Annotated in this window: 20 protein-coding genes; 10 read left to right on the top strand and 10 right to left on the bottom strand. The window is 52.1% G+C overall.

Annotated features, from left to right (window positions below):
* Positions 1 to 3 precede the first annotated feature (3 nt).
* Positions 4 to 576 (bottom strand): hypothetical protein, encoded by a 573-nt coding sequence (locus tag K1X45_RS03235; protein ID WP_220159828.1) that lies wholly within the window; start codon positions 574 to 576, stop codon positions 4 to 6.
* A gap of 321 nt (positions 577 to 897) precedes the next feature.
* Between K1X45_RS03235 and K1X45_RS03230 the strand changes: the two genes are divergently transcribed.
* Positions 898 to 1347 (top strand): universal stress protein, encoded by a 450-nt coding sequence (locus tag K1X45_RS03230; RefSeq protein WP_075654927.1) that lies wholly within the window; start codon positions 898 to 900, stop codon positions 1345 to 1347.
* 68 nt (positions 1348 to 1415) lie between these two features.
* On the opposite strand, the gene K1X45_RS03225 is transcribed toward K1X45_RS03230, so the two are convergent.
* From K1X45_RS03225 to K1X45_RS03215, 3 genes are all read right to left on the bottom strand, one after another.
* Positions 1416 to 3059 (bottom strand): ABC transporter substrate-binding protein, encoded by a 1644-nt coding sequence (locus tag K1X45_RS03225; RefSeq protein WP_033316019.1) that lies wholly within the window; start codon positions 3057 to 3059, stop codon positions 1416 to 1418.
* 185 nt (positions 3060 to 3244) lie between these two features.
* Positions 3245 to 4696 carry an NAD-dependent succinate-semialdehyde dehydrogenase gene (locus tag K1X45_RS03220; protein ID WP_075654928.1) on the bottom strand — a complete coding sequence of 484 codons (1452 nt, stop codon included), beginning with the start codon at positions 4694 to 4696 and terminating at the stop codon, positions 3245 to 3247.
* Positions 4697 to 4894: 198 nt separating this feature from the next.
* Positions 4895 to 9634, bottom strand: a complete 4740-nt coding sequence (locus K1X45_RS03215) for a kinesin (RefSeq protein ID WP_220159827.1) — start codon at positions 9632 to 9634, stop codon at positions 4895 to 4897.
* 621 nt (positions 9635 to 10255) lie between these two features.
* Between K1X45_RS03215 and K1X45_RS03210 the strand changes: the two genes are divergently transcribed.
* Both K1X45_RS03210 and K1X45_RS03205 read left to right on the top strand, forming a co-directional pair.
* On the top strand, positions 10256 to 10579 hold the full coding sequence (locus K1X45_RS03210) for a 2Fe-2S iron-sulfur cluster-binding protein (RefSeq protein ID WP_220159826.1): 324 nt from the start codon (positions 10256 to 10258) through the stop codon (positions 10577 to 10579).
* Between the two features lie 610 nt (positions 10580 to 11189).
* A complete protein-coding gene (locus K1X45_RS03205; protein WP_022710837.1) occupies positions 11190 to 12215 on the top strand; it encodes an NAD(P)/FAD-dependent oxidoreductase in 1026 nt (341 codons plus the stop codon).
* Between the two features lie 122 nt (positions 12216 to 12337).
* On the opposite strand, the gene K1X45_RS03200 is transcribed toward K1X45_RS03205, so the two are convergent.
* Positions 12338 to 12973: a DUF922 domain-containing Zn-dependent protease gene (locus K1X45_RS03200; RefSeq protein ID WP_075654930.1), complete on the bottom strand. Its 636-nt coding sequence runs from the start codon at positions 12971 to 12973 to the stop codon at positions 12338 to 12340.
* Positions 12974 to 13166: 193 nt separating this feature from the next.
* Here K1X45_RS03200 and folP point away from each other — a divergent pair, with 193 nt between their 5' ends.
* From folP to K1X45_RS03180, 4 genes are all read left to right on the top strand, one after another.
* Positions 13167 to 14033, top strand: a complete 867-nt coding sequence (gene folP, locus K1X45_RS03195; protein WP_220159825.1) for a dihydropteroate synthase — start codon at positions 13167 to 13169, stop codon at positions 14031 to 14033.
* A gap of 112 nt (positions 14034 to 14145) precedes the next feature.
* Entirely contained in the window at positions 14146 to 14508 is a 363-nt protein-coding gene (gene folB / locus K1X45_RS03190) for a dihydroneopterin aldolase (RefSeq protein ID WP_022710840.1), read from the top strand.
* Positions 14505 to 15032 (top strand): 2-amino-4-hydroxy-6-hydroxymethyldihydropteridine diphosphokinase, encoded by a 528-nt coding sequence (folK, locus tag K1X45_RS03185; RefSeq protein ID WP_220159824.1) that lies wholly within the window; start codon positions 14505 to 14507, stop codon positions 15030 to 15032. Before folB ends, folK begins: the two co-directional genes overlap by 4 nt.
* 68 nt (positions 15033 to 15100) lie before the next feature.
* Positions 15101 to 15766, top strand: a complete 666-nt coding sequence (locus tag K1X45_RS03180; protein ID WP_220159823.1) for an O-methyltransferase — start codon at positions 15101 to 15103, stop codon at positions 15764 to 15766.
* Between the two features lie 48 nt (positions 15767 to 15814).
* Here K1X45_RS03180 and K1X45_RS03175 read toward each other — a convergent pair whose 3' ends face one another.
* The 4 genes from K1X45_RS03175 to K1X45_RS03160 all read right to left on the bottom strand — a co-directional run bounded on the left by K1X45_RS03175 (position 15815) and on the right by K1X45_RS03160 (position 19890).
* The gene (locus K1X45_RS03175; RefSeq protein ID WP_028233258.1) at positions 15815 to 16351 is read right to left on the bottom strand and encodes a hypothetical protein; all 537 of its coding nucleotides are present in this window, start codon (positions 16349 to 16351) and stop codon (positions 15815 to 15817) included.
* A 280-nt stretch (positions 16352 to 16631) separates the two neighbouring features.
* Complete coding sequence (locus tag K1X45_RS03170) at positions 16632 to 17708, bottom strand: YcjF family protein (protein WP_220159822.1); 1077 nt, start codon at positions 17706 to 17708, stop codon at positions 16632 to 16634.
* A gap of 9 nt (positions 17709 to 17717) precedes the next feature.
* Positions 17718 to 19193 carry a YcjX family protein gene (locus K1X45_RS03165; RefSeq protein WP_151159089.1) on the bottom strand — a complete coding sequence of 492 codons (1476 nt, stop codon included), beginning with the start codon at positions 19191 to 19193 and terminating at the stop codon, positions 17718 to 17720.
* 172 nt (positions 19194 to 19365) lie between these two features.
* The gene (locus K1X45_RS03160; RefSeq protein ID WP_220159821.1) at positions 19366 to 19890 is read right to left on the bottom strand and encodes a histidine phosphatase family protein; all 525 of its coding nucleotides are present in this window, start codon (positions 19888 to 19890) and stop codon (positions 19366 to 19368) included.
* A 474-nt stretch (positions 19891 to 20364) separates the two neighbouring features.
* Here K1X45_RS03160 and dksA point away from each other — a divergent pair, with 474 nt between their 5' ends.
* Positions 20365 to 20781, top strand: coding sequence for an RNA polymerase-binding protein DksA (gene dksA, locus K1X45_RS03155; RefSeq protein ID WP_022709440.1), 417 nt, complete (start codon positions 20365 to 20367; stop codon positions 20779 to 20781).
* Positions 20782 to 20876: 95 nt separating this feature from the next.
* On the opposite strand, the gene K1X45_RS03150 is transcribed toward dksA, so the two are convergent.
* Positions 20877 to 22028 carry a flagellar biosynthetic protein FliO gene (locus K1X45_RS03150; protein ID WP_220159820.1) on the bottom strand — a complete coding sequence of 384 codons (1152 nt, stop codon included), beginning with the start codon at positions 22026 to 22028 and terminating at the stop codon, positions 20877 to 20879.
* Positions 22029 to 22579: 551 nt separating this feature from the next.
* Between K1X45_RS03150 and cckA the strand changes: the two genes are divergently transcribed.
* Complete coding sequence (cckA, locus tag K1X45_RS03145; protein WP_075654941.1) at positions 22580 to 25201, top strand: cell cycle histidine kinase CckA; 2622 nt, start codon at positions 22580 to 22582, stop codon at positions 25199 to 25201.
* Between the two features lie 115 nt (positions 25202 to 25316).
* Positions 25317 to 26420 carry a branched-chain amino acid ABC transporter substrate-binding protein gene (locus K1X45_RS03140; protein WP_213598095.1) on the top strand — a complete coding sequence of 368 codons (1104 nt, stop codon included), beginning with the start codon at positions 25317 to 25319 and terminating at the stop codon, positions 26418 to 26420.
* The last annotated feature ends 1 nt before the right edge of the window (position 26421 follow it).

Raw genomic sequence — 26421 nt, 5'->3', positions numbered from 1 at the left:
GGTTCAGGTGCGGTGAACCGGTTTTCCTGTATAGGAACCCGCATTTTTCGCACTGCGCTGTTGCTGGATACGGTCGCGGAACTGGTCAACAGTCATTGCCCCCTGAACATCCATAATCTGGCTGACCTGTGTTTCAGTGAGATTTCCGGCTCCGCCTTTCAGGCGCAGGCTGACAATCGTATTGCCGAGCTTGGAGGCCTCAATGCACAGGCGGGCATCTTCCTTGCTGATGCCGTGAGAGGCAAAAGAGCTGATAACACTGCCGATAATGCCGCCTATGGCCGCGCCGGTCAGCATACCGATTGAAGCGGCAACCAGCCAGCCGGCAGTTAAAGCCGCAGAGCCGACAACCGGCACCGCGATCAGGCCGAAACCTGTAATCAAACCGGCAATACCGCCAATCACAGTGCCGATACCGGCATAGTTGACGATTTCATCGCACATGGTTGTATCTTCTTCCGCAAATTTGCGGCTGACAATGACAATGTCAGAGTGAGGAAAGCCTGCAGCCTCAAGATTATGCACGACCTGTTTTGCAGAGCCGTAATGATCGTAAATTCTAGAAATAAGTTTCATTTTATTTCTCCTGCAGCGTTTGAGTACCTTTCCGGAATAAAGTCTGCCTTCTTCAAAGTTATTATCGTTGAAGTAACATGATAATTTTACCATGTTACTGAAATGATGGTATCACAATATTTTATTATTTTAAGTTGTAATTGCCGGTAATTCTTGGATCTCTGCCGTTTTGCGCTATTTTGTTGATCGCATTGTGCGGAATCCGGCTTCACACATGGTATTATGCGTTTTAAGATAAAATCTGCTTCAGCGTGAGGTTTACTGATGCTTTGGCTCCGACTTCACTGAAGACAGGTCATTTAACGGGGCAGGGACAGCATAATGTATAAGCATATTTTGATTGCTACGGACGGATCTGAGCTTGCACAAAAAGGTCTGGAACAGGGGCTGCAACTGGCCTCTAAACTTGGAAGCAAAGTGACTATTCTGACTGTGACCGAGCCGTTTCCGATGATGGCAACCGCCAGCAGCGCAGGCTGGATTGCCAGTCCGAAAGATATCGAAATCTATAATGAAAATCAGGCGCGACAGGCGCAGGATATTCTCAAAGCGGCCGGTGAGGCGGCTACGAAAGCTGGTATTACTGCCACGCTGAAACATATTGATGAGCGCTGGCCTGCCGAGGCGATTATCGATTTCAGCCAGCACAGCGATGTTGATCTGATTGTGATGACATCCCATGGACGTCGCGGTATCGGCCGCTTGTTGCTGGGCAGCCAGACCAGTGAAGTGCTGACACATACCAAAACGGCTATTCTGGTTGTGCGCTAAAAACCGACCTCTTAGCATCAGGATATGAAAACGGCCGCAGAATTATAGTCTGCGGCCGTTTCTGTTGGCTATTCTTTTGAGGCTTTCAGCACATAGTTGGTATCCGGTGAAATGATGAAATCTTTCACCTTGTTGGACACAACCGCCACTTCATTCAGCTGATAAATCATGGTGAACGGGCTGGTGTCGCGGAACTCTTTCTGAAGATCCAGATATTGCTGTGCGCGTTTGTCAGCGTCTTTTTCCATGACAGCGGCCAGCGTTTTCTGGGTCAGTTCAGGGATTTCCCACGAATTGCGCCATGCACTGGTTTTTGAAACCGCATTGTCGCTATTGTCCAGATTGGTCACGAATGTATCGGCATTGGTATGCGGATCCCAGTAATCGATGCCCCACTGGCCGATATAAATATCATGCTTACGAGCGCGATATTTGGTGAGTGTCTGCTTGCCGTCGCCCGGAATGATTTCCAGTTTGATATTGGCTTTGGCAAAAGTCTGCTGAATGGATTCTGCAATACCGGTGACCGGCTGTGTGTTGCGTACATCCATGGTAATGGTGAAACCGTCTTTCAGACCGGCTTTTTCCAGCAGTTCCTTGGCTTTTTCAACATTAAGGCTGAACGGGTTCTCGTCCGTTGAACCAAGCATACCGGCGGGCAGGAAGTTCTGGTGGATCGTGCCGATGCCCTTAATCAGGGTGGACTGAATAGCGCTGTAATCCACCAGATATTTTACAGCCTGACGAACTTCCGGTTTGGACAATGTCTCGTTCTGCTGGTTGAGGCTGAAATAATAGATGGTGCCTTTCGGCGCGCTGGCAGTATGGAAGCGGTCATCTTTGGAGATGGCTTCAAGATCGCCCGGTTCCAGATTGCGGGCAATGTCGATATCACCGGCATCCAGCATAATACGCTGTGACGCGCTTTCCTTCACATAGCGATAGATAATGCGCTTGAGCGGCGGTTTTTCACCATCATAAGACTCATTGCGCTCCATCATGATGATTTCATTCGGACGCCAGTCTTTAATCGCATAAGCGCCAGAACCGGCATAATTGCGCTTCAGCCATTCATGGCCGAAATCATTATCTGCTTTGGAATCCGCAGTCGGTGTGACCGGTTTCGCGTGTTCTTTGAGCAGCTTGCTGTCAACGACAGAGCCGACTGTGGCAGTCAGACAGTTATAAACAAAGCTTGGTGCAAAGGCTTTTTCCGAGGTGAAAATCAGCGTGTCATCATCTTTGGCAAAGACTTTCTCATCCACATTGTCTTTGGTCAGGCCGAACTGGCTGAGAATGAAAACAGGACTCTGATCGAGCTTCACCGCGCGTTGCAGCGAAAAAGCAGCATCATGTGCGGTAATCGGATTGCCGGAGGCAAATTTCTGGCCCTTGCGGATTTTAAAGGTAAAAGTCTTGCCGTCTTCGGCAACTTCCCAGCTCTCGGCAATATCTGCGACCAGCTTGGACGGGTCTTTATAGTCTGTGCGCAGCAGGCGGCCATAGCTGTTGGCCAGAATTTCTGCTGTGGTAATTTCAAAGGATTCCGCCGGATCCAGCGAAATCACATCATCCGTCGCCATGGCGATCACCAGCGTATCCGCCGGTGTGGCTGCATTGGCTGCGCTCATCAACACCGAGCCTGTTAAAGCTGTGCTGAATGCCAGCGCCAGTGCGAGCTTGTTCAGCTTGTGTTTTTTGACTGTTGTCATCAGTGTCATGCTGTAGTTCCCCTCATTCACGCGGCCGTTTTTTTTTTTGGCCAGCTCGGTCAGGAGCGTAACGCAACAATCTGAAAGATCAAACGAATTCTGAATAATTTTATTAGTCATGAGGGTAAAATAAACCCCGCCGGTGTGATCACCGGCGGGGCGTAATGTCTGGCAATAAAATAATGTCAGATAACCAGATGGGTCACAAATTTTGTGGTCAGATAGGCATTGATAGCTTCTGAGCCGCCTTCTGTGCCATAGCCGGAATCCTTGATGCCGCCGAATGGCACTTCCGGCAACGCGAGGCCGAGATGGTTGATTGTTGTCATGCCAGCCTCAATGCGCATGCCCAGTTCGCGTGCATTTTCAGCGGAGCGGGTAAAGGCATAGGACGCCAGACCAAATGGCAGACGGTTGGCTTCATCAATCACTTCATCCAGTGTCTTGAAGGAAGAGAAGACAGCCACAGGGCCGAAAGGCTCTTCATTCATGATGCGTGCGGTTTTAGGTGCATCGGCCAGCACGGTCGGCTCAAAGAAATTGCCGACATTGCCTATACGGCGGCCACCGGTCATCAGACGCGCGCCATTGTCCACGGCATCCTGAATCAGAGATTCAAGGGCAGGGATACGACGCTCATTGGCCAGCGGCCCCATCTGCACACCTTCGTCAAAACCATTGCCGACTTTGATGGCTTTGGCTTTTTCAGTGAAGGATTCAACGACCTGCTCATAGACCTTTTCCTGCACGAGGAAGCGGGTCGGCGAAACGCAAACCTGACCGGCATTGCGGAATTTGGACATAGCCAGTGTTTTAACTGCGCCTTCCACATCGGCATCGTCAAAGATGATGGCCGGTGCATGGCCGCCGAGTTCCATGGTCGACAGTTTCATATGCTGGCTGGCAAGACCGGCCAGCATTTTGCCGATTGGTGTGGAGCCGGTGAACGAGATTTTGCGGATTACCGGATGCGGGATCAGATATTCGGAGATTTCTGACGGTACGCCATAAACCAGATTGACCACACCGGCCGGAATACCGGCATCAACAAAAACGCGGATCAGTTCGGCAGGTGAGGCCGGTGTTTCTTCCGGTGCTTTGACAATGATCGAGCAACCGGCGGCAATGGCAGCGGAGAGCTTGCGCACCACCTGATTGATCGGGAAATTCCATGGCGTGAAAGCAGCGACAGGGCCGACTGGCAGTTTGAATGCCATCTGCGATACACCGGCGGCTCGCGCTGGAATGATCTGGCCATAGGTGCGGCGTGCTTCTTCAGCAAACCAGTCGATAATATCTGCACCGGCAAGAATTTCGCCTTTGGCTTCCGCTACCGGCTTGCCCTGCTCAAGTGTCAGGATCGGCGCAATGGCATCTGCCCGCTCACGCAGCAAATCTGCCGCGCGACGCATGAATTTGGAACGGTCGAATGGTGAGCTTGCGCTCCAGATTTTAAAGCCCTTGGCAGCGGCATCCAGTGCAGCGTCGAGATCAACCTTCTCAGCATGGGCAACCTTGCCGATCACTTCGCCGGTGGCCGGATTGAACACATCAATTGTGCGCCCGCTTTGCGCATTGCGCCATTCGCCGTTGATCAAAAGCTGGGTATCTGGATAGCGCGGTGCAGTCTGAGACATAGTTCCTCCGGTATATATGCTTGAGAGCAGCAAATGACATGCCGCAATGTAATTTTGTAGAACTCACTATAGAAGCTCTGCCCCGTCATTTGGCAAGAGCGGTATGGTAAAATTATGAGCAGCTGAGACGCTTTGTCAGAGGGCGTCAGAAAATAAAAAAGGCGGGAAAAATCCCGCCTTTCTGAATGTGGTATCCGGTTAACGCAGACGACCCGATGCATGTGCCAGCATGGTGTAGACTTTGCCTGTATCTGATGTGAGATAGGTCTGGGTGACCATATTATCACGATCATTACGGGCAACATCTTCCAGCAGGCGCTGGAAATCATCCATGTAGCGGTCTACCGCACGGCGGAAATCACCATCCATCTGGTATTTGCGTTTGATCTCTTCAAAGGTCTGCTGACCTTTCAGAGTGTAGAGACGGCGGGTGAAGACATTGCGTTCACCGCGACGATAGCGATCCCAAAGTTCTACCGATGCTTCATGATCAATCGCACGGGCAATATCAACCGACAGGGAATTCAGGCTGTCGACCACATGGGCGGCTGAACGCTGCGGTGTTACATTGCTCTGGTTGCGCGGTGCCGCAGCTGTTTCCTCATCTGCGGAAGCACGTGCCAGCAGATTGGAAACCCAGCCGCCGCGTGCGCTTTCCTGTGGAGCAGGTGCTGCGGAAACTGTGTAGCTCTGTGGCTGTTGTACCGGAGCCGCAGTCTGCGTGACCACAGGTGCAACATAGGCCGGAGCAGGCTGCGCTGCGGCTGTCTGTTTAGCAATAGTGCGGTCTGCACGGCTGTCGCCCACATCGACCAGACGGCCGGATTTATTGACGATGGATGCCAGTTCTTTCAGCGCATTGATCTGCTCGGAAACCGCCTTGCGCATTGCAGTGGTGGATTCCTTGGCTTCCGCTGGCATATCCAATACGCCGCGCTTCAGCTCGCCACGGGTTGCATCCAGTTCACCGCGGATTTCAGCGGCCGAACGGCGGATTTCATCCGTTGCTGTTGCAAACTTCTGGCTGGCCTGTTCCACAACTTCGGAAATGGCAGCGCGCAGCTGTTCGGTCGAGTTGCGTGTGCGGCCTTCGGTGCGCTCCAGAGCAGAAGTAACAAGGGTTTCAAAGCCCTGCATCACTTTCTCAATGTTCTCAGATTTGGCAAGCAGACCGGCAGACAGACGTTCCAGAGCATCCTGACGGTCGGACAATGTGTCAGTCAGGCCATTCTGAGCTGTGTTGATCAGGTCAGATGCACGGGACAGAACCGCACTGTGATCTTCAAAGCGCTTAGCGATATCCGCAATCTGCGACAGCGTGTTGCCGGAGAGCGAACGCAGGGCACCGATATTATTATCGATCACAACGCTGGAGCTGGAGAAGATCTGCGCAGCCTTGTTGGTGCTGTCAGCAAAGTTCGACGTTGTTTCAACCAGACGCGTATCAATATCGTTGAGGTTGAGCGTGGCTTTGTCGATCAGCTGACCAAGTTCCGCATTGGAGCTTGCCAGACGATCAATCAGGCCGCCAACACCATCGGACAGGCTGGACTTGGCTTCCTGCACCGCAGAGATGGTTTCAGCCGTACGGCTGGCCAGTGCATTGACCAGTGCTGCATTTTCCGAACGCAGGCGGTCGGTTGCTGCATGGGTCGCTTCTTCCAGCTGGCTTGCAAGACCCTGACCGCTATCGGCAAGGCGCTGTACCAGAGGTTCTGCGGTATCGGCCAGAATACGGGTGATTTCCTGCGAGCGGGCTGCGAGAACCGCATTCAGCTCACGGGTACGTTCTTCCAGTGTGGAAGAGGTATTCTGCGTCGCATCGGAAATGCGGGCTTCGATCACACCGAGTTCACCGGTAATGCGCGAACCGATTTCACCAAGCCCCATGGCAATCGCATCAGCGCGTTCAGTCAGGCGTGCTTCGGTACCGGAAAGGTTTTCCAGAACACGGGCGCTGAAAGCTTCACTATGAGAGCCGAGAACATCGCTGGCGCGGGATGCGGTTTCCGCAATCCGTGTTTCAATGCCGCTGAGGTCACCGGTCAGACGGTTGCTCACATCATTGATGCCGGAAGCAATGGCTTCCGCACGCTCAGTGAGGCGGGCTTCTGTGCCGGACAGGTTTTCCAGAACACGGGCGCTGAAAGCTTCGCTATGCGAGCCGAGCACGTCACTGGTACGCGATGCGGTTTCTGCAATGCGCGATTCAATACCGCTGAGTTCGCCGGTGAGGCGGGTTTCAATCGCTTCCAGACCGGATGCAATCTGGCTGGCGCGTTCGCCGAGACGGGCTTCTGTACCGGCCAGATTTTCAATCAGGCGGTCGTTGAAGTTTTCACCAAAGCCATGCAGTGCATCACCGGCCTTGGCAGCTTCTGCAGTAAGCGAACCGGCAGCTTCTGTGATTTTCTCACGCAGTGTTCCGGCAACCACCGAAGCGCTCTGCTCCAGCGATTTACGAACATTGTCCACACCGATGCTCAGAGCGCGTTCCATGGTGGAGGTGCGTTCTTCAATAATACCGGTCTGATTGTCAAAAGAGCTTTGCAATACGCCGGTTGCATTGGCAACAGCATCCTGCAGGGCAACAGTGCGCTGTACCAGCGTATCGCTGTGCTGACGCAGATTGGCATCAAGGCTTTCAGAGCCGCTCAGCATCGCTGCCTGCAATTGCGAGGCGCGGTCGCCGACAGTATTGATATGTTCATTCAGCAGCGAGCTGACAGCAGCGCTGTTGTTCTGCAGGCTGTCAGAGAATTGCTGATTACGCTCATCCAGTGCCCGCGCATATTCCGCATGCTGCTGGTCGAGCGAGCTCTTGAGAGCTGAAGTACGGCCTTCGAAACGGCCTTCCTCTTCCGCAAAAATATCGTTGAGCTTGGCATTGTGGGCAGCCATCGCTTCACGCATATCATTGGTGCGCTGTTCCAGAATAGCGGCATGCTGGCTGGCAGTCTGGTCGAGATTGGTTGCATTGCCTGCAATGGCACGTTCAATATCGGCGCCACGCTCTGTAATTGTCTGGCTGTGCTGCTGCATTGCAGCTGCAATGCGGTCAGCTTCGCCGGAGAGTGTGGACGATAGGGATTCACGGCTGTCAGCAATCTGAGCGATGAAGTGACCGGCGCGGTCATTGAGCAGACCGGCAACAGAATCTGTAATGCCGGACAATTCGCCGTTGAGTTTGTCTTTGGTTTCGTCAACCACAGTGCTGATGGACGAACGCACACCGGAGAAGGTTTCTGCAATCTCACGGGTACGGGCAATCAGATTTTCATTGATCTGACGCGAACGGACTTCCAGGGCCGCATTGAGTTTCTCAGTGCTGCTGTCGATTGCCTGTGCGCGGCCTTCAAATTCATTGAGCAGCGAATGACCGCGTTCGGCCAGTGTGGCGTTCAGATTGGCCAGACGCTGATCGAATTCGGTGACCATATTCATGGTTGCATCGCCGAGCAGCGAAGCGATGTTGGATGTACGTGCATCCAGCGCTTCGGTCAGGGTCTCGGTGAGGCCGCGTGAGCGTTCTTCCAATGTGGCGATACGTGTATCAAGGATTTCAACAAAATCACCGCCCGAAGAGCTGATGCGTGTCGAAATATCTGTGCTGCGGGTATCAATCGCTTCGGAAATGGCTGCGCCGCTTTCATTCAGGCGGCTGATCATTGTTTCACCTGCATGGGACAGGGAAGAGGTCAGCTCGCTGGAAACGGTGAGAACATTGTCACGGATGATATCGCTGGCCGAAGACAGTTCAGTCTTGAGGTGCTCATGCGCACCGGAGATCGAGGAGCGTACGCGTTCTGCATGGCTGATGACCGCTTCACGCTCATTGCCAAGCTCGGCAATCAATGCGCGGATGCGCACTTCATTATCGCTGTAAGCGCGTTCAAGCTGATGCACTTCGGTCTGAACCAGAGTTTCCAGTTCAACGGCACGGGCGAGTGTGCGCTCGATACCTTCATTCATCGCTGCAACTTCACGGCGCACGGCCTGACCCAGCGTGGAAACGCGGTCACCGGCTGCAGCTTCAGGCGAAGCGAGACGCATGGCGGCGGCAGTCATCTGACGGGCAGCGGATTGCAGTTCCTGTGCACGGCGCACCATCTGGGCAAAGCCCCAGAACATCACAACCGGCACGGCAATACCGGCTGCAACACCGATACCGGCCGGAGTGCCGAAGAAATCTTTGATTGCCGAGAAAGAGGTGAGACCCTGCGGGCTCAGCGCATGGGCAAGGGTAAGACCGCCTGCTGTCCACAGGGCGCTGATGGCTGTGGTTGTCCAGAACACATTTGCATTGCGGCCATTGGTGCGACGCAGCAACAAGTTATCATTGCGCAGATCATCATTGGCCGGTGTGAACGGGGAGGCTGCGGTAGCAGGTGCTGCCTGAGCGGCTGCAGGGCGTGCAGCTACAGGATCTGCCAGCACAGCTTCAGTCTGCATTTCTGCATCGCTGCGTGCGGATACTGCTTCAGATTTGGCACTGTGAACGGGGGCTGTGGCTTCCGGCTGGTTTGCGGCCTGTAGAACAGTCACGCTGCCCGGGGTATTGGCAGAGGCTGTAACAACAGGAGGCGCAGCCGGTGTGACCGGTGCGGCAGGCAGAACGGTTTTTTCTGCTTTTTTCTCTTTAACAGGCTTTTCCGGCTCTGGCTGTGCCAGCGTCTCAGTCTTGCCTTTCACGACGGCAGCAGCAACGGCAGTGCCTGCAGCAGCGGCGGCTATTGTTGAAGCGCCGTTCTGTTCCAGTGCCAGTTCTTCTGCTGCGCGTGAAATCTGGCTTTCCAGATCATCAAGCGAGAATTCTGCTTCAGGAGCGTCAAAATTCAAATCCAGCTCAAAGTCGTCGCTGAAATCCAGATCCAGCCCGTCAGAGAGGGCCTGTTCCATATCAAGCTCAAGCTTTTGCGCTTTTGTATTTTGTGCCATAGCCGTTTTACCCCGTACTCATACTTATACGCAAAAACCATGCTCTGAGTTGCTGCCGCTCAATTCTTAACGGCAGATACAAAGACACGTTGCGCAGTCTATAGGTTAAAACTTCCGGAGCCATATGGGAACTACGGAAATTGCGGTTGATGAAATGTTTAAAGATAAGGTTAACGTGGCACTCATAGGGGCATTGAAAACAAAGCAAATGCGGGCTTTTTTAAGCGTTATCTAATTGTGGAAATCTTTAAGCAGACATCAGATATGAATATAATATGTCCTGAATTGTGGCATATTTTGCCATAGTCCGGCAAGAAATTAGTGCTTCTGCACCGGGGAAACAGCGCTCAATCTTTCGGAAATGATTAACATATATAGTGACAAAAGGCTTCGTCTTTTTGTTTTACTATGTGCCTCATCCGAGCACCGCTTCACAACTTTCGGAATGTGCCTGAGTGATCGAATTGACGCAGACGGGCAGGGAGGTGCTGTTTACAGCTTGAACTCCTTGGCTGCAGCACGTATCTGCCCTGCAACAAGTATTTTTACAGAGTGTCAGCTTTATCGGCTGCGGTTTGCACTGCACCGGATGATTTTGCGGGCATTTTACAGGATGACTACATGACCAAGATCACATTTGTTTCTGCTGACGGCGCGATGCGGAATGAAGTTGAAGCTGAAAACGGCTCCACTGTTATGGAAAATGCCATTCGCAACGGTATTCCGGGTATTGATGCGGAATGCGGCGGTGCCTGCGCCTGTGCAACCTGCCATGTTTATGTCGATGAAGACTGGACAGATGTGGTTGGCGGTCCTGAGCCGATGGAAGAAGATATGCTGGACTTTGCCTATGATGTGCGCGGCAATTCGCGCCTGTCCTGCCAGATTATCGTGCGCGACGAGCTGGAAGGTCTGGTTATTCAGGTGCCTGAGCGCCAGAGCTGACCTGCCCGGACAATTCGTTACGGTTTCAAAAGCGGTCTGCATAAAAGGCAGGCCGCTTTTTATTTATTTGTTTTGGCGCAATATCATTCCGCATTCAGCGGTTTAAACACAGTTTTGTGTCTGTATCTCTGTTTTTTTGTCAGGCATTAGAATGAGTGCCGTAACATGCCTGTTAAAAGAACAGGTATTAGAGCGGTCCCAGTCATGATGAAACGGTGGAACCGCTCTAATTCTTTGCTTTTACTCATTGTTCTACGCATCGAAGTAAGAAAGAAATCAGTCCGGCGAACTGATTTCCTTACGGAGGCGGTTTCCACTTTTGCTGAAAATGCTTTTAATGAAATCAATTTCGGCAAAAACTATAGGCATTTGAATTAAACTTGACTATAGAACTCGTGTTGAATTTTGTCCGGTGCTGTTTCATCTGAGTTTTTCAGATGCATTGCACAGGATCGCCGGAGATCAGCGGGTTTCCGGTATTGATGTTGCCCCACTCTCCCGCGGGCAGCACTTACAGAGCATGTTCTGTGTGACAGCTGGCAGAGCATAAGATTAATGTGACAGATCGTAATGGCTGGCGCAGCTGTTATGATTCAGTGAGATTGAAGATATGAGCGAAGTTATCCGCACAGATGTTGTCATTATCGGTGCCGGTCCTGTCGGGCTGTTTGCTGTTTTTGAACTGGGTTTGTATGACCTGAAATGCCATCTGATTGATATTCTGGATCGTCCGGGCGGCCAGTGTGCCGAGCTTTATCCTGAAAAGCCGATTTATGACATTCCGGCATGGCCGGAAATTTCCGGTCAGATGCTGACCGACAAGCTGATGGAACAGATCAAGCCGTTTTCGCCGCAGTTCCATTTCAACCGTATGGTGACCAAGCTTGAACGTCTGGAAGACGGTTCTTTCCATGTGGAAACCGATGAAGGCGAAGTTTTTGAAACCAAGGTTGTGGTGATTGCCGCCGGTGGCGGTTCTTTCCAGCCGAAGCGTCCGCCGGTACCGGGCATTGAAGCCTATGAAGGCAAGAGCGTTTATTACGCCGTGCGCCGTGTTGAAGCTTTCCGCGATCAGGATGTGGTGATTGTTGGTGGCGGTGACAGTGCTCTGGACTGGGCGCTGAACCTGCAGCCGATCGTCAAAAGCATGACTGTTGTGCATCGTCGTCCGGAGTTCCGCGCGGCACCGGACAGCGTGAAGAAAATGTTTGAACTGGTTGATGCCGGTAAGATCCGCTTTGAAGTCGGTCAGGTATCCGGTCTTGAAGGCGAAGACGGTGATCTCTCCGCTGTGAAGATCAAGGGGGCTGACGGCGAAACCGTTCTGCCGGCAACACGTATGCTGCCATTCTTCGGTCTGACTATGAAACTCGGCCCGATTGCAGACTGGGGTCTGAACCTGCATGAGAACCTGATCACCGTTGATACCGAGAAGTTTGAAACTTCCGAGCCTGGCATTTTCGCTATTGGTGATATCAACTGGTATCCGGGCAAGCTGAAGCTCATCCTTTCCGGTTTCCATGAAGCCGCACTGATGACACAGGCCGCCAAGCGTATCGTCAGCCCGGGTGAACGCGTTGTGTTCCAGTACACGACTTCATCGACTAGTCTGCAGAAGAAGCTCGGCGTTAGCTAATGAAAAAGTGCCATGCCGGTCTGCAAATGGCCTGACACTTTTTACGTCGGCGCTTGATGTGAGTTAAAATAAAAAAAGCCCTGCATTTGTTATGCAGGGCTTTTTCTTTATCTGAAACTATCTCAGGATTTCTTCTGCTGCCGCAGGCGTTTCTCAAGGCTTTTGGTAATCAGATTTTCAAACCGCGATTCAAAATTGATGGTTTCCACGCGGTCAAAATATTGCTGCGCTTTGTCGTGCTTGGCAAAAATCCGGTCAGTGATCTTATCAACATTGGCGCGCAATTTTGCGCAGTCACGCTCATTACGCATGGAGCGGATCTGCCGCTCAAGTTCTGAAGCATGGGAGCGGGCGATAATGATATGGCTTTCTTCGTGGCGGCGGATATCTTTCACCAGCACATCCCAGACCATTCTTGTGTCGGCACTGGCGCGGCGACGGCTCTGCCAGCTTGGCAGTGAGATAGTGGCTGTCACATTGGCGCGCACATCGGAGACGCGGCAATATTTGCCGTCGGAGCGATATTTTACACGGGCATCAAAAGCGATTTTTGTCGCGCCCGGATGGCTTTCACCACCATTATTGAGTTTCGGGCCGTTCTTAGCCAGAGATTTGTCCAACTGCTCTGCCGTCGTGCCATAAACCGGAAAATAGCGATATTTCCGTGTCACTGAGGCCGCATCTGCCGTTGTAGAGGCGAGCGTGCCGGATAACAGAACCAGACCGGTGAGGGTAAGCGCGAGAAATTTGCCGGACATTGTCTGTTCCTTTATTGCGGGTGCTCACGGAATGAGCACTCAGAAATTACCGGTTGTAGCACAAATTACGGCAGAATTGTCTTCTGCTGCATTATGCTGTTATCAGCCATTGGCTTTTATCAGTCCATGAAATGTGTAAAGAACTTATGGCTGGTTTGGAAAGCAAAGCAATTTTAAAAGGTTAATTCCGAATATGATTAAGAGTTTCCCTATAAAAAGAGAATGGCGGCTGGCGCACGGACGCGTTCTTGAAACGGGTGTTCAGTCAGTAATTATGGGAATTCTCAATATTACGCCGGATTCTTTTTCCGATGGCGGCAGCCATGAGACGCTTGATGTAGCGCTGAGTTCTGCGCGTGCCATGCTGGATGCCGGTGCGGTGATAATTGATGTGGGCGGCGAGTCGACTCGTCCTGATGCGGCGACTGTGACTGCGCAGGAAGAACAGGATCGCGTATTGCCGGTGATTGAAGCGCTGGCGCGGGAAACCGGATGTCTGATCTCTGTCGATACCTATCGGGCGCAGACTGCAAAATTAGCTGTCGCAGCAGGCGCGCATATTGTGAATGATGTCTGGGGATTACAGAAAGAGCCGGATATTGCCAATCTCGCGGCTGAAACCGGTGCCGGACTGGTGATTATGCATACCGGACGGGACAGAGACATTGCTGCTGATGTGATTGAAGATCAGTATGTGTTTTTAGAGCGCTCTCTGGAAATAGCGTCAGCAGCCGGTGTTGATCACCGGCAGATCATGCTTGATCCGGGCTTTGGTTTTGCCAAAGACACGCAGCAGAATGTGGAGCTGATGGCACGATTTGAACAGTTGCAGAGTTTTGGCCTGCCATGGCTGGTCGGCACCTCCCGCAAGCGTTTTACCGGTGCCGTTAGTGGTCGTGAAATTGCCGCTGAAAGAGATGCGGCAACAGCGGCAACCAGTGTTATGCTGCGTCTCAGCGGTGCGGATATTTTTCGGGTGCATAATGTTGCACTGAACCGTGATGCGTTGATGATGGCGGATGCGGTTTTAAATGCCGCAGCTCTTACAAAAAAAGCGTGAACCGGTTTTTCAGAATTGCGGTATAGTCTGCTGACGAATGAATGGCAGACGATTATGAACTTTGGTTGTGAACACCTGTTTCATAACGAAAAAGTAAAGAAATGAGGGCTTTTTGTACACGATCCGTATGAAAAATTGCGCGTTTTTTGCGCATCACGGCGTTTTTGAAGAAGAAGAAAAGCTCGGCCAGCGTTTCTATGTGGATGCCGCGCTGACGGTTGATCCGGGCGACTCGCTGGATAATGATGATATTGATAAAACAGTGCATTACGGTATTGTCTTCTCCATGATCGAGAAGATTATTACGGGAACCCGCCGTTATCTGATTGAGGCTTTGGCACTGGATGTAGCCAAGGCACTGTGCGATGCGTTTCCGCAAATTCAACATGCAGAGATTACCGTGCGTAAACCGAATGCGCCGGTTGCCGGTGTGCTGGATTATGTTGAAGTGACGGTCGGGTGGCCGCATAGATGAAAGCACGCGAGGTTCACAAAGCCTGGCTGTGTCTGGGCGGTAATATCGGAAATGTTGTGCAGACAATGGCACAGGCGCTGCAACTGCTGGATGAACGGCAGGATGTCAGGGTCATAGCCGTTTCGCCGGTTTTCCGTACACCGCCTTGGGGAAATACCGATCAGGACTGGTTTTATAATGCCTGTGCTGAAATCTCGACGATATTAACACCGCCGGAATTGCTGGAAGTGACCCAGACGATTGAGCGGCGGTTAAAGCGCGTGCGCAGTGAGCGCTGGGGACCGCGCACGATTGATATTGATATGCTGGCTTATGAAAGCGTTTTTGCGCTGGAAATGCCGGATCTGATTTTGCCGCATCCGCGCATTGAGCAGCGTGCTTTTGTGTTGGTGCCGCTGGCAACAATTGCTCCCGAACTGAAAATTCGCGGCGAGATTGTCTCTGACCTCCTGCAAAAAGTTGACAGCAGTGAGATACAGCGCCTGAGCTATGGCCATCGCTGGTGGCAGGATACGGGGCTGTAAAATCCCGCTGCTGTCATTCTGCTGTTTTTACGGCATGGTATCAATCAGCTCAAAATTCAGGAGTGATTATGTACCAGTCAGAAGATCAGTGGAAACGGGTTGATGCCTATATGGCTGAGAAGCTGATTGCGGAAGATGCGATCATGGATGCCGTGTTGCAGCGCAATGCGGATGCAGGGCTGCCGAATCATGATGTGGCGGTCAATCAGGGCAAGCTGCTTAATCTGTTTGCACAAATGTGCGGTGCCAGACATGTGTTGGAGATCGGTACCCTCGGTGGCTACAGCACAATTTGGCTGGCGCGGGCGCTGCCTAAGGGCGGCAAGGTGGTTACGCTGGAATATTCCGCAAAGCATGCCGAAGTCGCACAGCAGAATATTGATGCCGCCGGTGTTGCGGATAAAATAGAAATTCTGATTGGTGCTGCAGCGGAAGCCTTGTCGCAATTACAGGATCGCGCGCCGTTTGATCTGATTTTTATCGATGCCGACAAGCCGAATAATCCGGTCTATCTGGAATGGGCGCTGAAACTTTCCCGTAAAGGAACGGTCATTATCGGCGATAATGTCGTGCGCAATGGCGCTGTGACTGATCCGCAGTCGGAGGATGCCAATGTGATCGGTGTCCGGCGGTTTTTTGATATGATGGCGGCCGAGCCGCGCCTTGAGGCAACAGCTTTGCAAACCGTAGGTTCCAAAGGTTGGGACGGTTTTACGCTGGCGATTGTGAAGTGATTTCCTGATATAAAAATGCCCCGAGAGTGAAACTGTCGGGGCTGGGGTCTAATTTCGAGCAATGCTGCTGACGGTGCCGCCGTCAACGCGTTTCAGGCTCATGCCGACAACCGGCACCATTGTATCTTCAACTTTGACAGATACGGTAACATTCATGGTGTTCTGGTCGGTGACGCGTGCCAGCATCGCGCCGTTGAGCTGCTTGCGTGCCAGTGACAGCACTACGCGGTTGCCATTGACCGAACCGGAAGTCACATTCAGGCCTTTGCCTTCTGCGCCGTCATTGAAAGTGCCGCTATAGCTTTTGCCGGTGCGCACTACGGTTGCTTTCATCGGCTGGGAGAAGACGCCGACGCGGCAGGTGCCGTCGAGTGTCATGCCAATGTTGCCATCCGGCGTGGTGCCGGAGAGATTGCAGACGAATTTCGTGCCCTTGTATTTACCGGCAACAACTTCACCGGGGCCGCTCCACTGACCTTCGACATTGCGGAAGAAAGCTTCGTCTTTATCCGATGCGTGCGCAGAAACAGTGCTGGCCGCAGAAGCGAATAAAATAAGGCAGGCGGCAGTGGCACGTGTAATCATAACAGAACTCTGTTCCGGATAGTTTGAGGGCGGCTTTTCAGTTCTTTGCAGGACCTGCATCATCACTTTTCAGGGCGCGAAATGCTGTCAAACAAGATACCAAAACCAGCCCTTATAATCGGCCGGAATGGTTAACAGCTGGTTTCTAGAGCGTGTTGAATTTAAGGAAATTCATGGTGTTCGCTCTAGAGTTTTTTAATTGTCGCATGTTCGCAAACGCTAAATGAACCCATTTAGCTGCGACATGCTTAGCACGATTAAAACAAGGGATAAACAGGTTTCAGAGTGGTTTTTTCTGAGTTGTGGCTTTTACGATATCGCTGACAAAGTCACTGATATTTGGTCGTTTTTCCGCATCAAACGGCAGCGGGCGCACAATATCCATGGCGGAAATGCCGATCCGTGCGGTCATCATGCCGTTTATCACACCTTCACCGAGTTTGGCAGAGAGGCGCGAGGCGAGACCCTGACCCAGCAATTGCTGAACCACGCTGTCACCCATGGCGATGGTGCCGGTAATGGCCAGATGGGCAATCACACTGCGGGCAAGGCGCAAAAAGCCTAAAGAGCCCGGACGGCAGCCATAAAGCTCAGAGAGGCGGCGGATCAGTCGCGATGATTCGAAGATCACATAGGCGATATCCACTAAAGCGCGCGGGCTGACGGCTGTGACGATAGAAACGCGTTTCGCGGCGTTGAGGATCAGCATCCGCGCTTCACTATCCAGCGGATGCAGAATTTCCCGCTCGGTAATGCGGATAAGATCGCGTCCGTCGATAATATCACCGCGTAATGCCTCTAATGTCGTGCGTCCGCGTGCGGTCTGCGGCAGGCTGGCTGCCACTTCCAGTAATCTGTCTGTGACTTTGCGGGCTTTCTCCGCATCATTGCGCTCGGTGGCCTCTGCTGCTGCGAAGCGCAGTTCCTGCACTGCGGAGAGGCGGCGCAATGCCAGTCCTTCGCGCACCACCAGTGCAATCAGTGAGGCAAGGGCGATGAGGGCAACGCCGAATGTGAGCCAGCCGAGCCAGTCGGCACGGCTGAACATGGCGCGGATCAGATCCTCCGTCCAGATGCCGACAGCAAAACTGAGTAACAGACCCAGTGCAGTGAAAAACACACTGCGCAGAGTAAAGCGCCGCTTGAGGAGACTTGCAGGCGGCGGGGTCAGTTGCGCACCGGCATCAATCGCCTCCTGCTCGAACACATCGACCGGCTCTGCTGTGACTGCGGACAGGTCGCGGATGGCAACCGGTTTGCGTGGTGCCTGCGGTTGGTTGTCACCTATCTGTTGCTGGCTGACGCCGGCCTGCGGGTTTACGCTAAAACTCGTGGGTTTTCTTGGCTTATCCGACATGACTGCTCCTTATGCCAGCCGGTCGCCGAGCAGAAACTGCATGGCGCGGTCAAGGCGGATATGCGGAAGCGAGAGATGAATACCATCCAGATCCGCTTTGATTGCCGGTGGTCTGAAACGGACAAAGCGGATCGGTGCTTCATGCGCACGGTCACGTGGCGACAATTCCGGCTGGTCAAAAATTGCCTGCACATTGTGCGGCAGATCACCCGGAAAAATCGCAGTTTCCGTTTCACCGTCAAAGACTTCACCATCGATCACTTCGCCCTTCAGCGGAGTGCCGACGATGACCGGTAATGTATCACCATTCTGGTTGACTGTCGCTTCGCGGGTGGCGCGCACTGCGGCCATGGCCAGAACATCAATCTCAGCGCCGGACATGTCCGCATTTTTGGCGGCGCGGTCAACAAGTCTGCGCACGATGGCTTCAAGCCGGTTATGGCTTTCATGATGCAGATGATCGGCTTTGGTCGCAGCAATAAGAATACGGCCGATACGTTTCTGGATCAGACCGGTGAAAATATTGGAGCGTCCTGCACGGAAACAGGCGAGGATTTCGGTGAGTGCGCGCTCCAGATCGCGTACAGCAGCGCCACCGGCATTAATCGCCTGCATTGCATCAACCAGCACAATCTGCCGGTCAAGACGGGCAATATGCTCGCGGAAGAATGGTTTCACCACATGGGTTTTGTAGGATTCATAACGCCGCTCCATCATCGCCGCCAGCGAGCCGGTTTTGAAACTGCCTTCAGGCAGGTCGGGCAAGGGCGCAAAGGTGAGAGCCGGAGAGCCTTCCAGATCACCGGGCATCAGAAAACGCCCCGGTGGCAGGGTAGATAATGCCTGTTCATCGGATTTACCTGCGCGCAAATAATCGGTGAAACTGCGTGCGAGACGTTGCGCCGTCATTTCATCAGCAGGAGCCAGCGCATCAGCAGTTGCAGCTTCCCGCAACCAGTCTCCGGCAAAGCCGAGATGTGCTGTCTCATTGGCGAGCGCAAAGGAATCGCGGCAAAATTCAGCGTAGCTTTTGCCGAGCAAGGGCAGATCCAGCAGCCATTCCCCCGGATAATCGACAATATCAATCGACAGTTTGCCCGCAGAGAGCATACGCCCCCATGAGGAAGCCGACTGATATTCAATTGTCAGGCGTAATTCGGAAATCGCACGGGTGGAATCCGGCCAGATACGGTCTTTTACCAAGGCTGCCAGATGATCTTCATATTGGAAACGCGGGACGGCATCATCCGGCTGCGGCTGGAGATAGGCGCGGGCGATACGGCCGGATGCATAGGCATCAAACAAGGGCAAGCGTCCGCCCTGTACCAGATTATGCACAAGTGAGGTGATGAAAACGGTTTTACCGGCACGGGAAAGACCTGTAACACCAAGACGCAGTGATGGTGTTACTAAGCTGCCGGTGCGCTCCATCAATGTATCAAAAGCAATTTTGGCTTCATCCGTTAGAGTGGTCAGTCTGGCCAAAGATGCCCCCGTAAAGACTGTTGATATTCGCTAAGCGCGATATGCTCTGATGTTTAACGCAGTTCCCTGAATATAGGATGTGAAATCCGTAATTGCAGGGTGTTAAATTATTATGCTGATTTATATCAGCATTATCACGGTTAATTATGTTTTATAAACAGCCTGTAAGACCTTAATCTTCATGCGGAAGATAAAGAGCTGTCAGTTGTGCATTTTCAGGAGAAAAGGCTGAAAAATCTGCCTGTGTTTTAATTTCAGCCAGTCCGGCTGTGGGGAAACCATAGCCGATCCGCTGTTCAAACTGATGGCTGCTACGCGCAAACAATAATGCGCAATCTTCAATGCTCGGATTGTGTCCGACAATCAGGGCGCATTGAGATGTATCCGGTATCTGACTGCGCATTTCCTGAATGTAACCGGCGGCATTTGCACGATAGAGCGAGGGGGCTTCCTGCAGTGTGACCGGATGTGCAGGGTGTGCATTAGCGAGGGCAGTTTTGAAAATATCTGCCGTCTGTCTCGTGCGTGCTGCCGGAGAACAGAGGATAAAATCGGGCAGAATACCTGCATTGATCAGGCGCTTTGCCTGATTTTCAGCATCGGTCTCACCGGCCGCATTCAGGCGCCGGTCAAAATCTTTTCCGCTGCTGTCAGGCAGAACGGCTTGGGCATGGCGAAGGAATAAGATTGTGCGCATGGGAGCAATTTTGCAGGTTTTGCACCGAAAAGATAGTGTGCTGAACAGACTGAAAACAAGGGTAAAAAGCTGATTTTCTGTAACTTGTTTGTTATGTCAGCAGCGTATTGTTTTTGAAGTTATTGCCGGATTGAGAGGGGAATATATCAAAGCAGAAATTTATCCGGAGGTTGCGATAACGAAAATTCTGTAAATCATGATATAATATTGAGTAATTGTATCGTTAATTTTTAGGGTTTTGTTTTTATACATTGATATTTTAAAATAGTGTCATGTGAAAATTTTATTTTACTTAAGTTGATGGGGTATCTTCGATTTTAAAATTTGCAGATATCTGCTTATATGACTTTAGGATAATGCGGCTATTTTTTCAGGTGCAGGTTGAAAATACTTGAGGCGCTGTTTTTTCAGGTTGTATCGTGTCGCTTATAGACCTATAAGGCGCTTCGTCTCCTAGGTGTGGGGTGATTCAAAATGAGTGAATTAATCGACCTTAACTACAAGCCCACGGATGACGAACCGTTCATGAATGAACGGCAGAAGTCATATTTCCGTGCCAAGCTAATCGCTTGGAAGAATGACATTTTGCGTGAAGCACGCGAAACGCTGGAAGCATTGCAGCGTGAAAATGCTAATCATCCTGATCTGGCTGACAGGGCCTCATCAGAAACGGATCGGTCTATCGAGCTGCGTGCCCGTGACCGCCAGCGTAAGCTAATCTCCAAAATTGATGCGGCTTTGCTTCGTATTGATGAAGGAACCTATGGTTTTTGTGAGGAAACCGGCGACCCGATCAACCTTAAGCGACTGGATGCCCGTCCGATTGCTACTTTGTCGATCGAAGCGCAGGAACGTCACGAGCGTCGTGAAAAAGTTTATCGCGACGACTAAATTATAGGGTTTTGTGCTTCGCACATACTCGCGAGAAATTAAAAAACGCAGTGCTGGAGGGCGCTGCGTTTTTTTTATTATCTGTTTTTCGGAGCTTATTTGCGCGGGGAAATATCAAGCATTCCGGCTGGCAAACTCGATTGCGGTTTTTCAGCAGGCTCCGCTTTTTCCGTGCTTGCAAAATGCTGCTCCATTTCGGACGAGAGCAAATCTTCAAAGGAAATTTCGTTGTCGGATGACAAGTCCTTATCCGACAGGGCATCTGCAACCGTGCTTTCAAGATCAAGCTCAAAATTCGGCTGCGCTACAGGCTTGGCAGCCGGAGCAGGCGCGGCGCTGAAGGATGGTTCCTGCTGTGCCGGACGAGCGATTTGCGGAGTTGCCCGTTGCAAGACCAGAGGCGTGCCTTCTGCCGTTTTTGCATCAGGACCCGGACGCACATCATCGAGCGAAGGTGAGGCGCTGCGATTATCGCGCTTGGCGGCGGCAATCAGTTCCTGTTGCGCTGCATTGCTTGCGGCGGCCAGACCGGATGTTGCTGCAACCACGCCGCGTGAAACCTGACCCAGCGGATAAACCGGATGCAGTTTGGGTGCTGTTTCTGCCGGTCGTGCAGCCGGAGCCTGACGCTGCTGTTGCTGGCGGGCGGCAGCCGCTACCTGCTGAGCATGGGTTTGCAAAGGCTGACTTGGCGCGGCAACAGGTGTTTGCGCAGCAGCGGTAGCCGCTGGGCGCGGCTGTTGTGTAGGTGTAGCTTCTGCTTCCGGCTTATAGGCCGGTACGGCTGAGATAATATCAGCCGGAGCAATATTGAGTTCCGGCGTTGCAATCGCCGCAGAGATTTGCGGAGCAGCAGGTGCAGCAACGATTGCTGTAGTAACCGGAGTAGCCGGTGCCAGTTCTTCCTGCGGACGGGCGCGGGGCGTTGCCTGTTCAGGCTGATTGCGTTGATGACGGGTAATATTTTGCTCAATCACAATATCGGATGGTCCGCCGATCAGGATCAGGTGCTCCACATCATCGCGGCGCACCAGTACCAGACGGCGCTGGCCGTCAACGGCGGCGGCATCAGTTACGGTCAGGCGCGGAGCCGCATCATGGTTTTTGGTCACATAGGTTCCGGCTGTCATGCGCTTGATAGCAGCAAAAACAACAAAAACACCTGCCAGAAACAGTGCAAAAAGCCCGATAAAGCTGATTATATGAGCTGTATTCTCGCCCACCAGCCCGCTCAGCCAATCCATCATATTTAATCGTCCTTATAAGAATCATGCAATTTCTGCAGCGTTTCATAAACGCATAATCAGACAAATTGCATAATCGGCTTGTTTTTCAACACGGTTTTCAGGCCGTAACGGGCGCTTGAAACCGGTATCCTGTAAAAAATCGGAACATAATCTGCATTTGTAAAAACGCATATTGCCCGGAAAGTAAATCTTTAAGCTGAATGAAACTTTAAAACATATTTATCGGCTTGAAAATGCCCGTGACTGACGCCTGTCATAATTGGTATTTATGTCTTTAAAATGCGCAATTTAACAAGAAAACAGTCCGGAATTAATGGCTTGTGAAGACTGTGCAGGCAATAATGGCACTATGAGATAATTCCATTTGACTGTGAAATACTCTAAAGCATAATTCTGAAAAACCTCATAAGGCTACGCTTTATCAGAATTGTTCAGGCCTGATATCACAAGCCTGATCCGATAGGCCGATGCCCGAAATTGCGGACGACGCATCAGCGACGGATCTGCTGAACCGCCGATGTTACGGCGCAAGAAAAGGGATAATGGGGCTTATGTCTCAGCCATCACGGACGCATTCTTTTCCGAAAACCACTGCTCCTGCCAAGAAAAACCCCGCTGCACTCAGATTGCTGACATTGGGTATTCTGCTGATTGCCGTAGCGGGATTATATTTTGTGTTCCGTGAACAATTGGGTGATGCCTTTTTGCTGATCCTGCTCGGTCTGCTGTCGATCATGGGTGTTTTCTGCCTGATCGGCTGGGCAACCGGCTTGATCCAGTTCAGCCCGCGTGAAGATCATGACGATGTGGTCGATACACTGCTGGATTCGATGCCTGAAGGTACGGTAATCACCGATGCCAAAGGGCATATTGTCTATGCCAATCAGGCCTATGCGCAGATGATGGGTGCGGATAATGCGGCAGAATTGCCGACGCTTGATGCCGTGCTGGCCGGTGAGCCTTCGGCGCTTGAAGCGGTTTACCGTCTGAATAATGCTGTGCGTGACGGTCTGGCCGCACAGGAAGAAATCCGTCTCACCGGCGCCTCGCCGAAGGGGATGGAAGCTGCGGCGTGGTATCGTGTGAAAGCACGACCGGTGATTGCACCGCAGACCAATCCGCTCAGCGAGACCGCAGGACCTTTGTTTGCATGGCAGATTACCGATATTTCGGAAGAGCGTGCTGAGCAGGAGCGGTTTTTTCAGGATTTGCAGGAAGCAATTGACCATCTGGATCACGCGCCTGCCGGATTTTTCTCAGCCGATGCGCAAGGCCGCATCATTTATATCAATGCCACGCTGGCTGAATGGCTGGGGATTGATCTCACCAAATTCACCGCCGGTTCGCTGACCTTGCAGGATATTGTTGCCGGTAATGGTATGTCGCTGATTAATGCGGTTCGTGCCGATCCGGGCTCCAGCCGCAATACGGTGATTGATCTTGATCTGACAAAGAGCAACGGCCAGAGCCTTGCTGTGCGCTTTTATCACCGTGTGCAGCAGCCGCGTGACGGTTCGCGCGGCACCAGCCGCACCATTGTGCTGAACCGCGCCGAGGGTAATGATTCCTCCGCTGCGCAGCGTTCCGCCGAAGTGCGCTTTACCCGCTTCTTCAATTCCGCTCCGATGGCAATTGCTTCGGTGGATGTGAATGGCCGTATCCTGTCGACCAATGCGCGTTTTCTGGATATTTTCGGTTCAGATGTGGATCGCGATACGCTGGATAAACAGATTTCTCTGGAAAGCGTGGTGCATCCGCGTGATCGTGAGACGATTTCCCGTGCGCTGGCCTCCGCTTTTGCGGGGCAGGCAACGATCTCGCCGATTGATACGGTTTTGCCTGGCAATGATGAGCGTCATATCCGTTTCTATGTCAGTCCGGTGTCTGACATTGGCGGCGAGGCGATAGAAGAAGCCGCGATTGTTTCTGCGGTGGAAACCACAGAACAGAAGGCGCTGGAAGGCCAGATGGCGCAGAGCCAGAAAATGCAGGCTGTCGGTCAGCTTGCAGGCGGTATTGCCCATGACTTCAACAACGTGCTCACCGCCATCATCATGTCGTCGGATCTGCTGCTGAGCAATCACCGCGCGTCTGACCCGTCATTCCCTGATATTATGAATATCAAGCAGAATGCCAACCGTGCCGCCTCGCTGGTGCGCCAGTTGCTGGCCTTCTCGCGCCGTCAGACTTTGCGCCCTGAAGTGCTTGACCTCACCGATGTTCTGGCTGACCTGCGTATGTTGCTGGCGCGTCTTGTCGGTACGGATATTGCGCTGAAAATCGAGCATGGCCGTGATTTGTGGCCGGTGAAAGCCGATCTTGGCCAGTTTGAGCAGGTTGCGGTCAATCTCGTGGTCAATGCCCGCGATGCGATGCCGGATGGCGGCACGATTACAATCCGTACCCGCAATGTTGAAGAAGCCGAGACTGTTGCGCTTGGCTATCGCGAATTGCCGCAGGCCGATTATGTGCTTTATGAAGTTGAAGATTCGGGCACAGGTATTCCGTCGGATATTCTTGCCAAGATTTTCGAGCCGTTCTTTACGACTAAAGAAGTAGGCAAGGGCACAGGTCTCGGTCTCTCGATGGTCTATGGCATTATCAAACAGACCGGTGGCTTCATTTTCTGTGACTCGACTCTGGGCAAAGGTACGGTCTTCCGTATCTATCTGCCGCGTTTCATTGAAGAAAAAGCACCGGTTGTACTGGATGCCAATGGGCAGCCTGATGAACAGGCCGTGGTCGCCAAAAAGCCTGCTGCCGTTGAAAAGAAAGCAGAAAAACAGGCCGATCTGTCCGGTTCCGCAACCGTGTTGCTGGTTGAGGATGAGGATGCGGTGCGTATGGGCGGTGTCCGCGCATTGCAGACCAGAGGTTACACAGTTCATGAAGCTTCGTCCGGCGTTGAAGCGCTGGAAGTGCTGGAAGAACTGGAAGGCAAGGTCGATATTATCGTTTCCGATGTGGTTATGCCGGAAATGGATGGTCCTACGCTGTTAAGAGAGTTGCGCAAATCCTATCCAAACATTAAGTTTATTTTCGTTTCAGGCTATGCTGAAGATGCTTTTGCAAAGAATCTGCCTGAAGATGCTCAATTCGGGTTCCTTCCGAAGCCGTTCTCCCTGAAGCAGCTGGCAACCGCTGTGAAGGAGATGCTGGAGAAAGAAGACTGAGTGTCTGACCAGTTATTGGGACAGGCGGGGGGCGAGGTTGAACCGGTGCGCAACTTTAAGCGCATACGGGGCTTATGTTTTAACTGTCCCGTTGGGGACTGTATTGGAGGAAGAAATGCGTCTGTCTTTATTATCCGGAGTAGCCTTTGCTGCAACACTTGCGTTTGCTTCCCAGGCTCAGGCTGATATCACCATTGGTTTGATCGCACCGGTTACCGGCAGCGTGGCTGCCTATGGTATTCAGGTGAAAAACGGTGCCGAAACCGCTGTAGAAAATATCAATAAAAACGGCGGTATTCTTGGTGAGAAAGTCGTTCTGAAGCTTGTTGATGATGCGGCAGATCCGAAACAGGGTGTTTCCGGCGCCAACCAGCTGATCGGTGACGGCGTTAAATTTGTTGTTGGTCCTGTGACCTCCGGTTCGGCAATGGCCGTTTCCGATGCGCTGGCTGAAGCCGGTGTGGTTATGGTAACACCGACAGCAACTTCACCTAACCTGACAAATCGCGGTCTGGAAAATGTTTTCCGTACCTGCGGCCGTGACGACCAGCAGGCCGTTGTTGCTGCTGAATATGTGGCGAAAAATCTGGCTGACAAAAAGGTCGGCGTTCTGCACGATAAAGCCCCTTACGGTCAGGGTCTTGCAGACAGCTTCAAAGACAGCCTGAACAAAGCTGGTGTGAAAGAGGTTCTGTATGAATCCCTGACACCGGGTGAAAAAGATCTCAGCGCACTGGTGAGCAAGATCAAAAACAGCGGTGTGGAAGTGCTGTATTTCGGTGGTTATCATCCGGAAGCCGGTCTTCTGTCCCGTCAGCTTTCAGATCAGGGCGTGAAACTGCTGCTGATCGGTGGTGAAGGCCTGTCCAATACTGAGTATTGGGCGATTGCCGGTGAAACCGGTGCAGGCACACTCTTCACCAATGCTGTTGATGTGACACAGAATCCTGCTGCTGCTGAAGCTGTGGACGCGCTGAAGGCCAAGAATATTGCGCCGGAAGTGTTCACACTGAATGGTTATGCTGCTGTTCAGGTTCTCAAAGCTGGTATCGAAAAAGTCGGTAAAGCTGATGATGCCGCTGCGGTTGCCAAGGCACTGCATGATGGTCTTGAAGCAAAAACCATTATCGGTGATCTGAGCTATGACAAAAACGGCGATCTGACTTCCCCGACCTTCGTGGTCTATAAATGGGAAGACGGCAAAATCGTTGCCAATTAAT

This window comes from Pseudochrobactrum sp. Wa41.01b-1 (assembly GCF_019464455.1).
Lineage (GTDB): Bacteria > Pseudomonadota > Alphaproteobacteria > Rhizobiales > Rhizobiaceae > Pseudochrobactrum > Pseudochrobactrum saccharolyticum.
The sequence above is the reverse complement of the archived record's forward strand: the minus strand, read 5'-3'. Positions and strand labels throughout refer to the sequence as shown.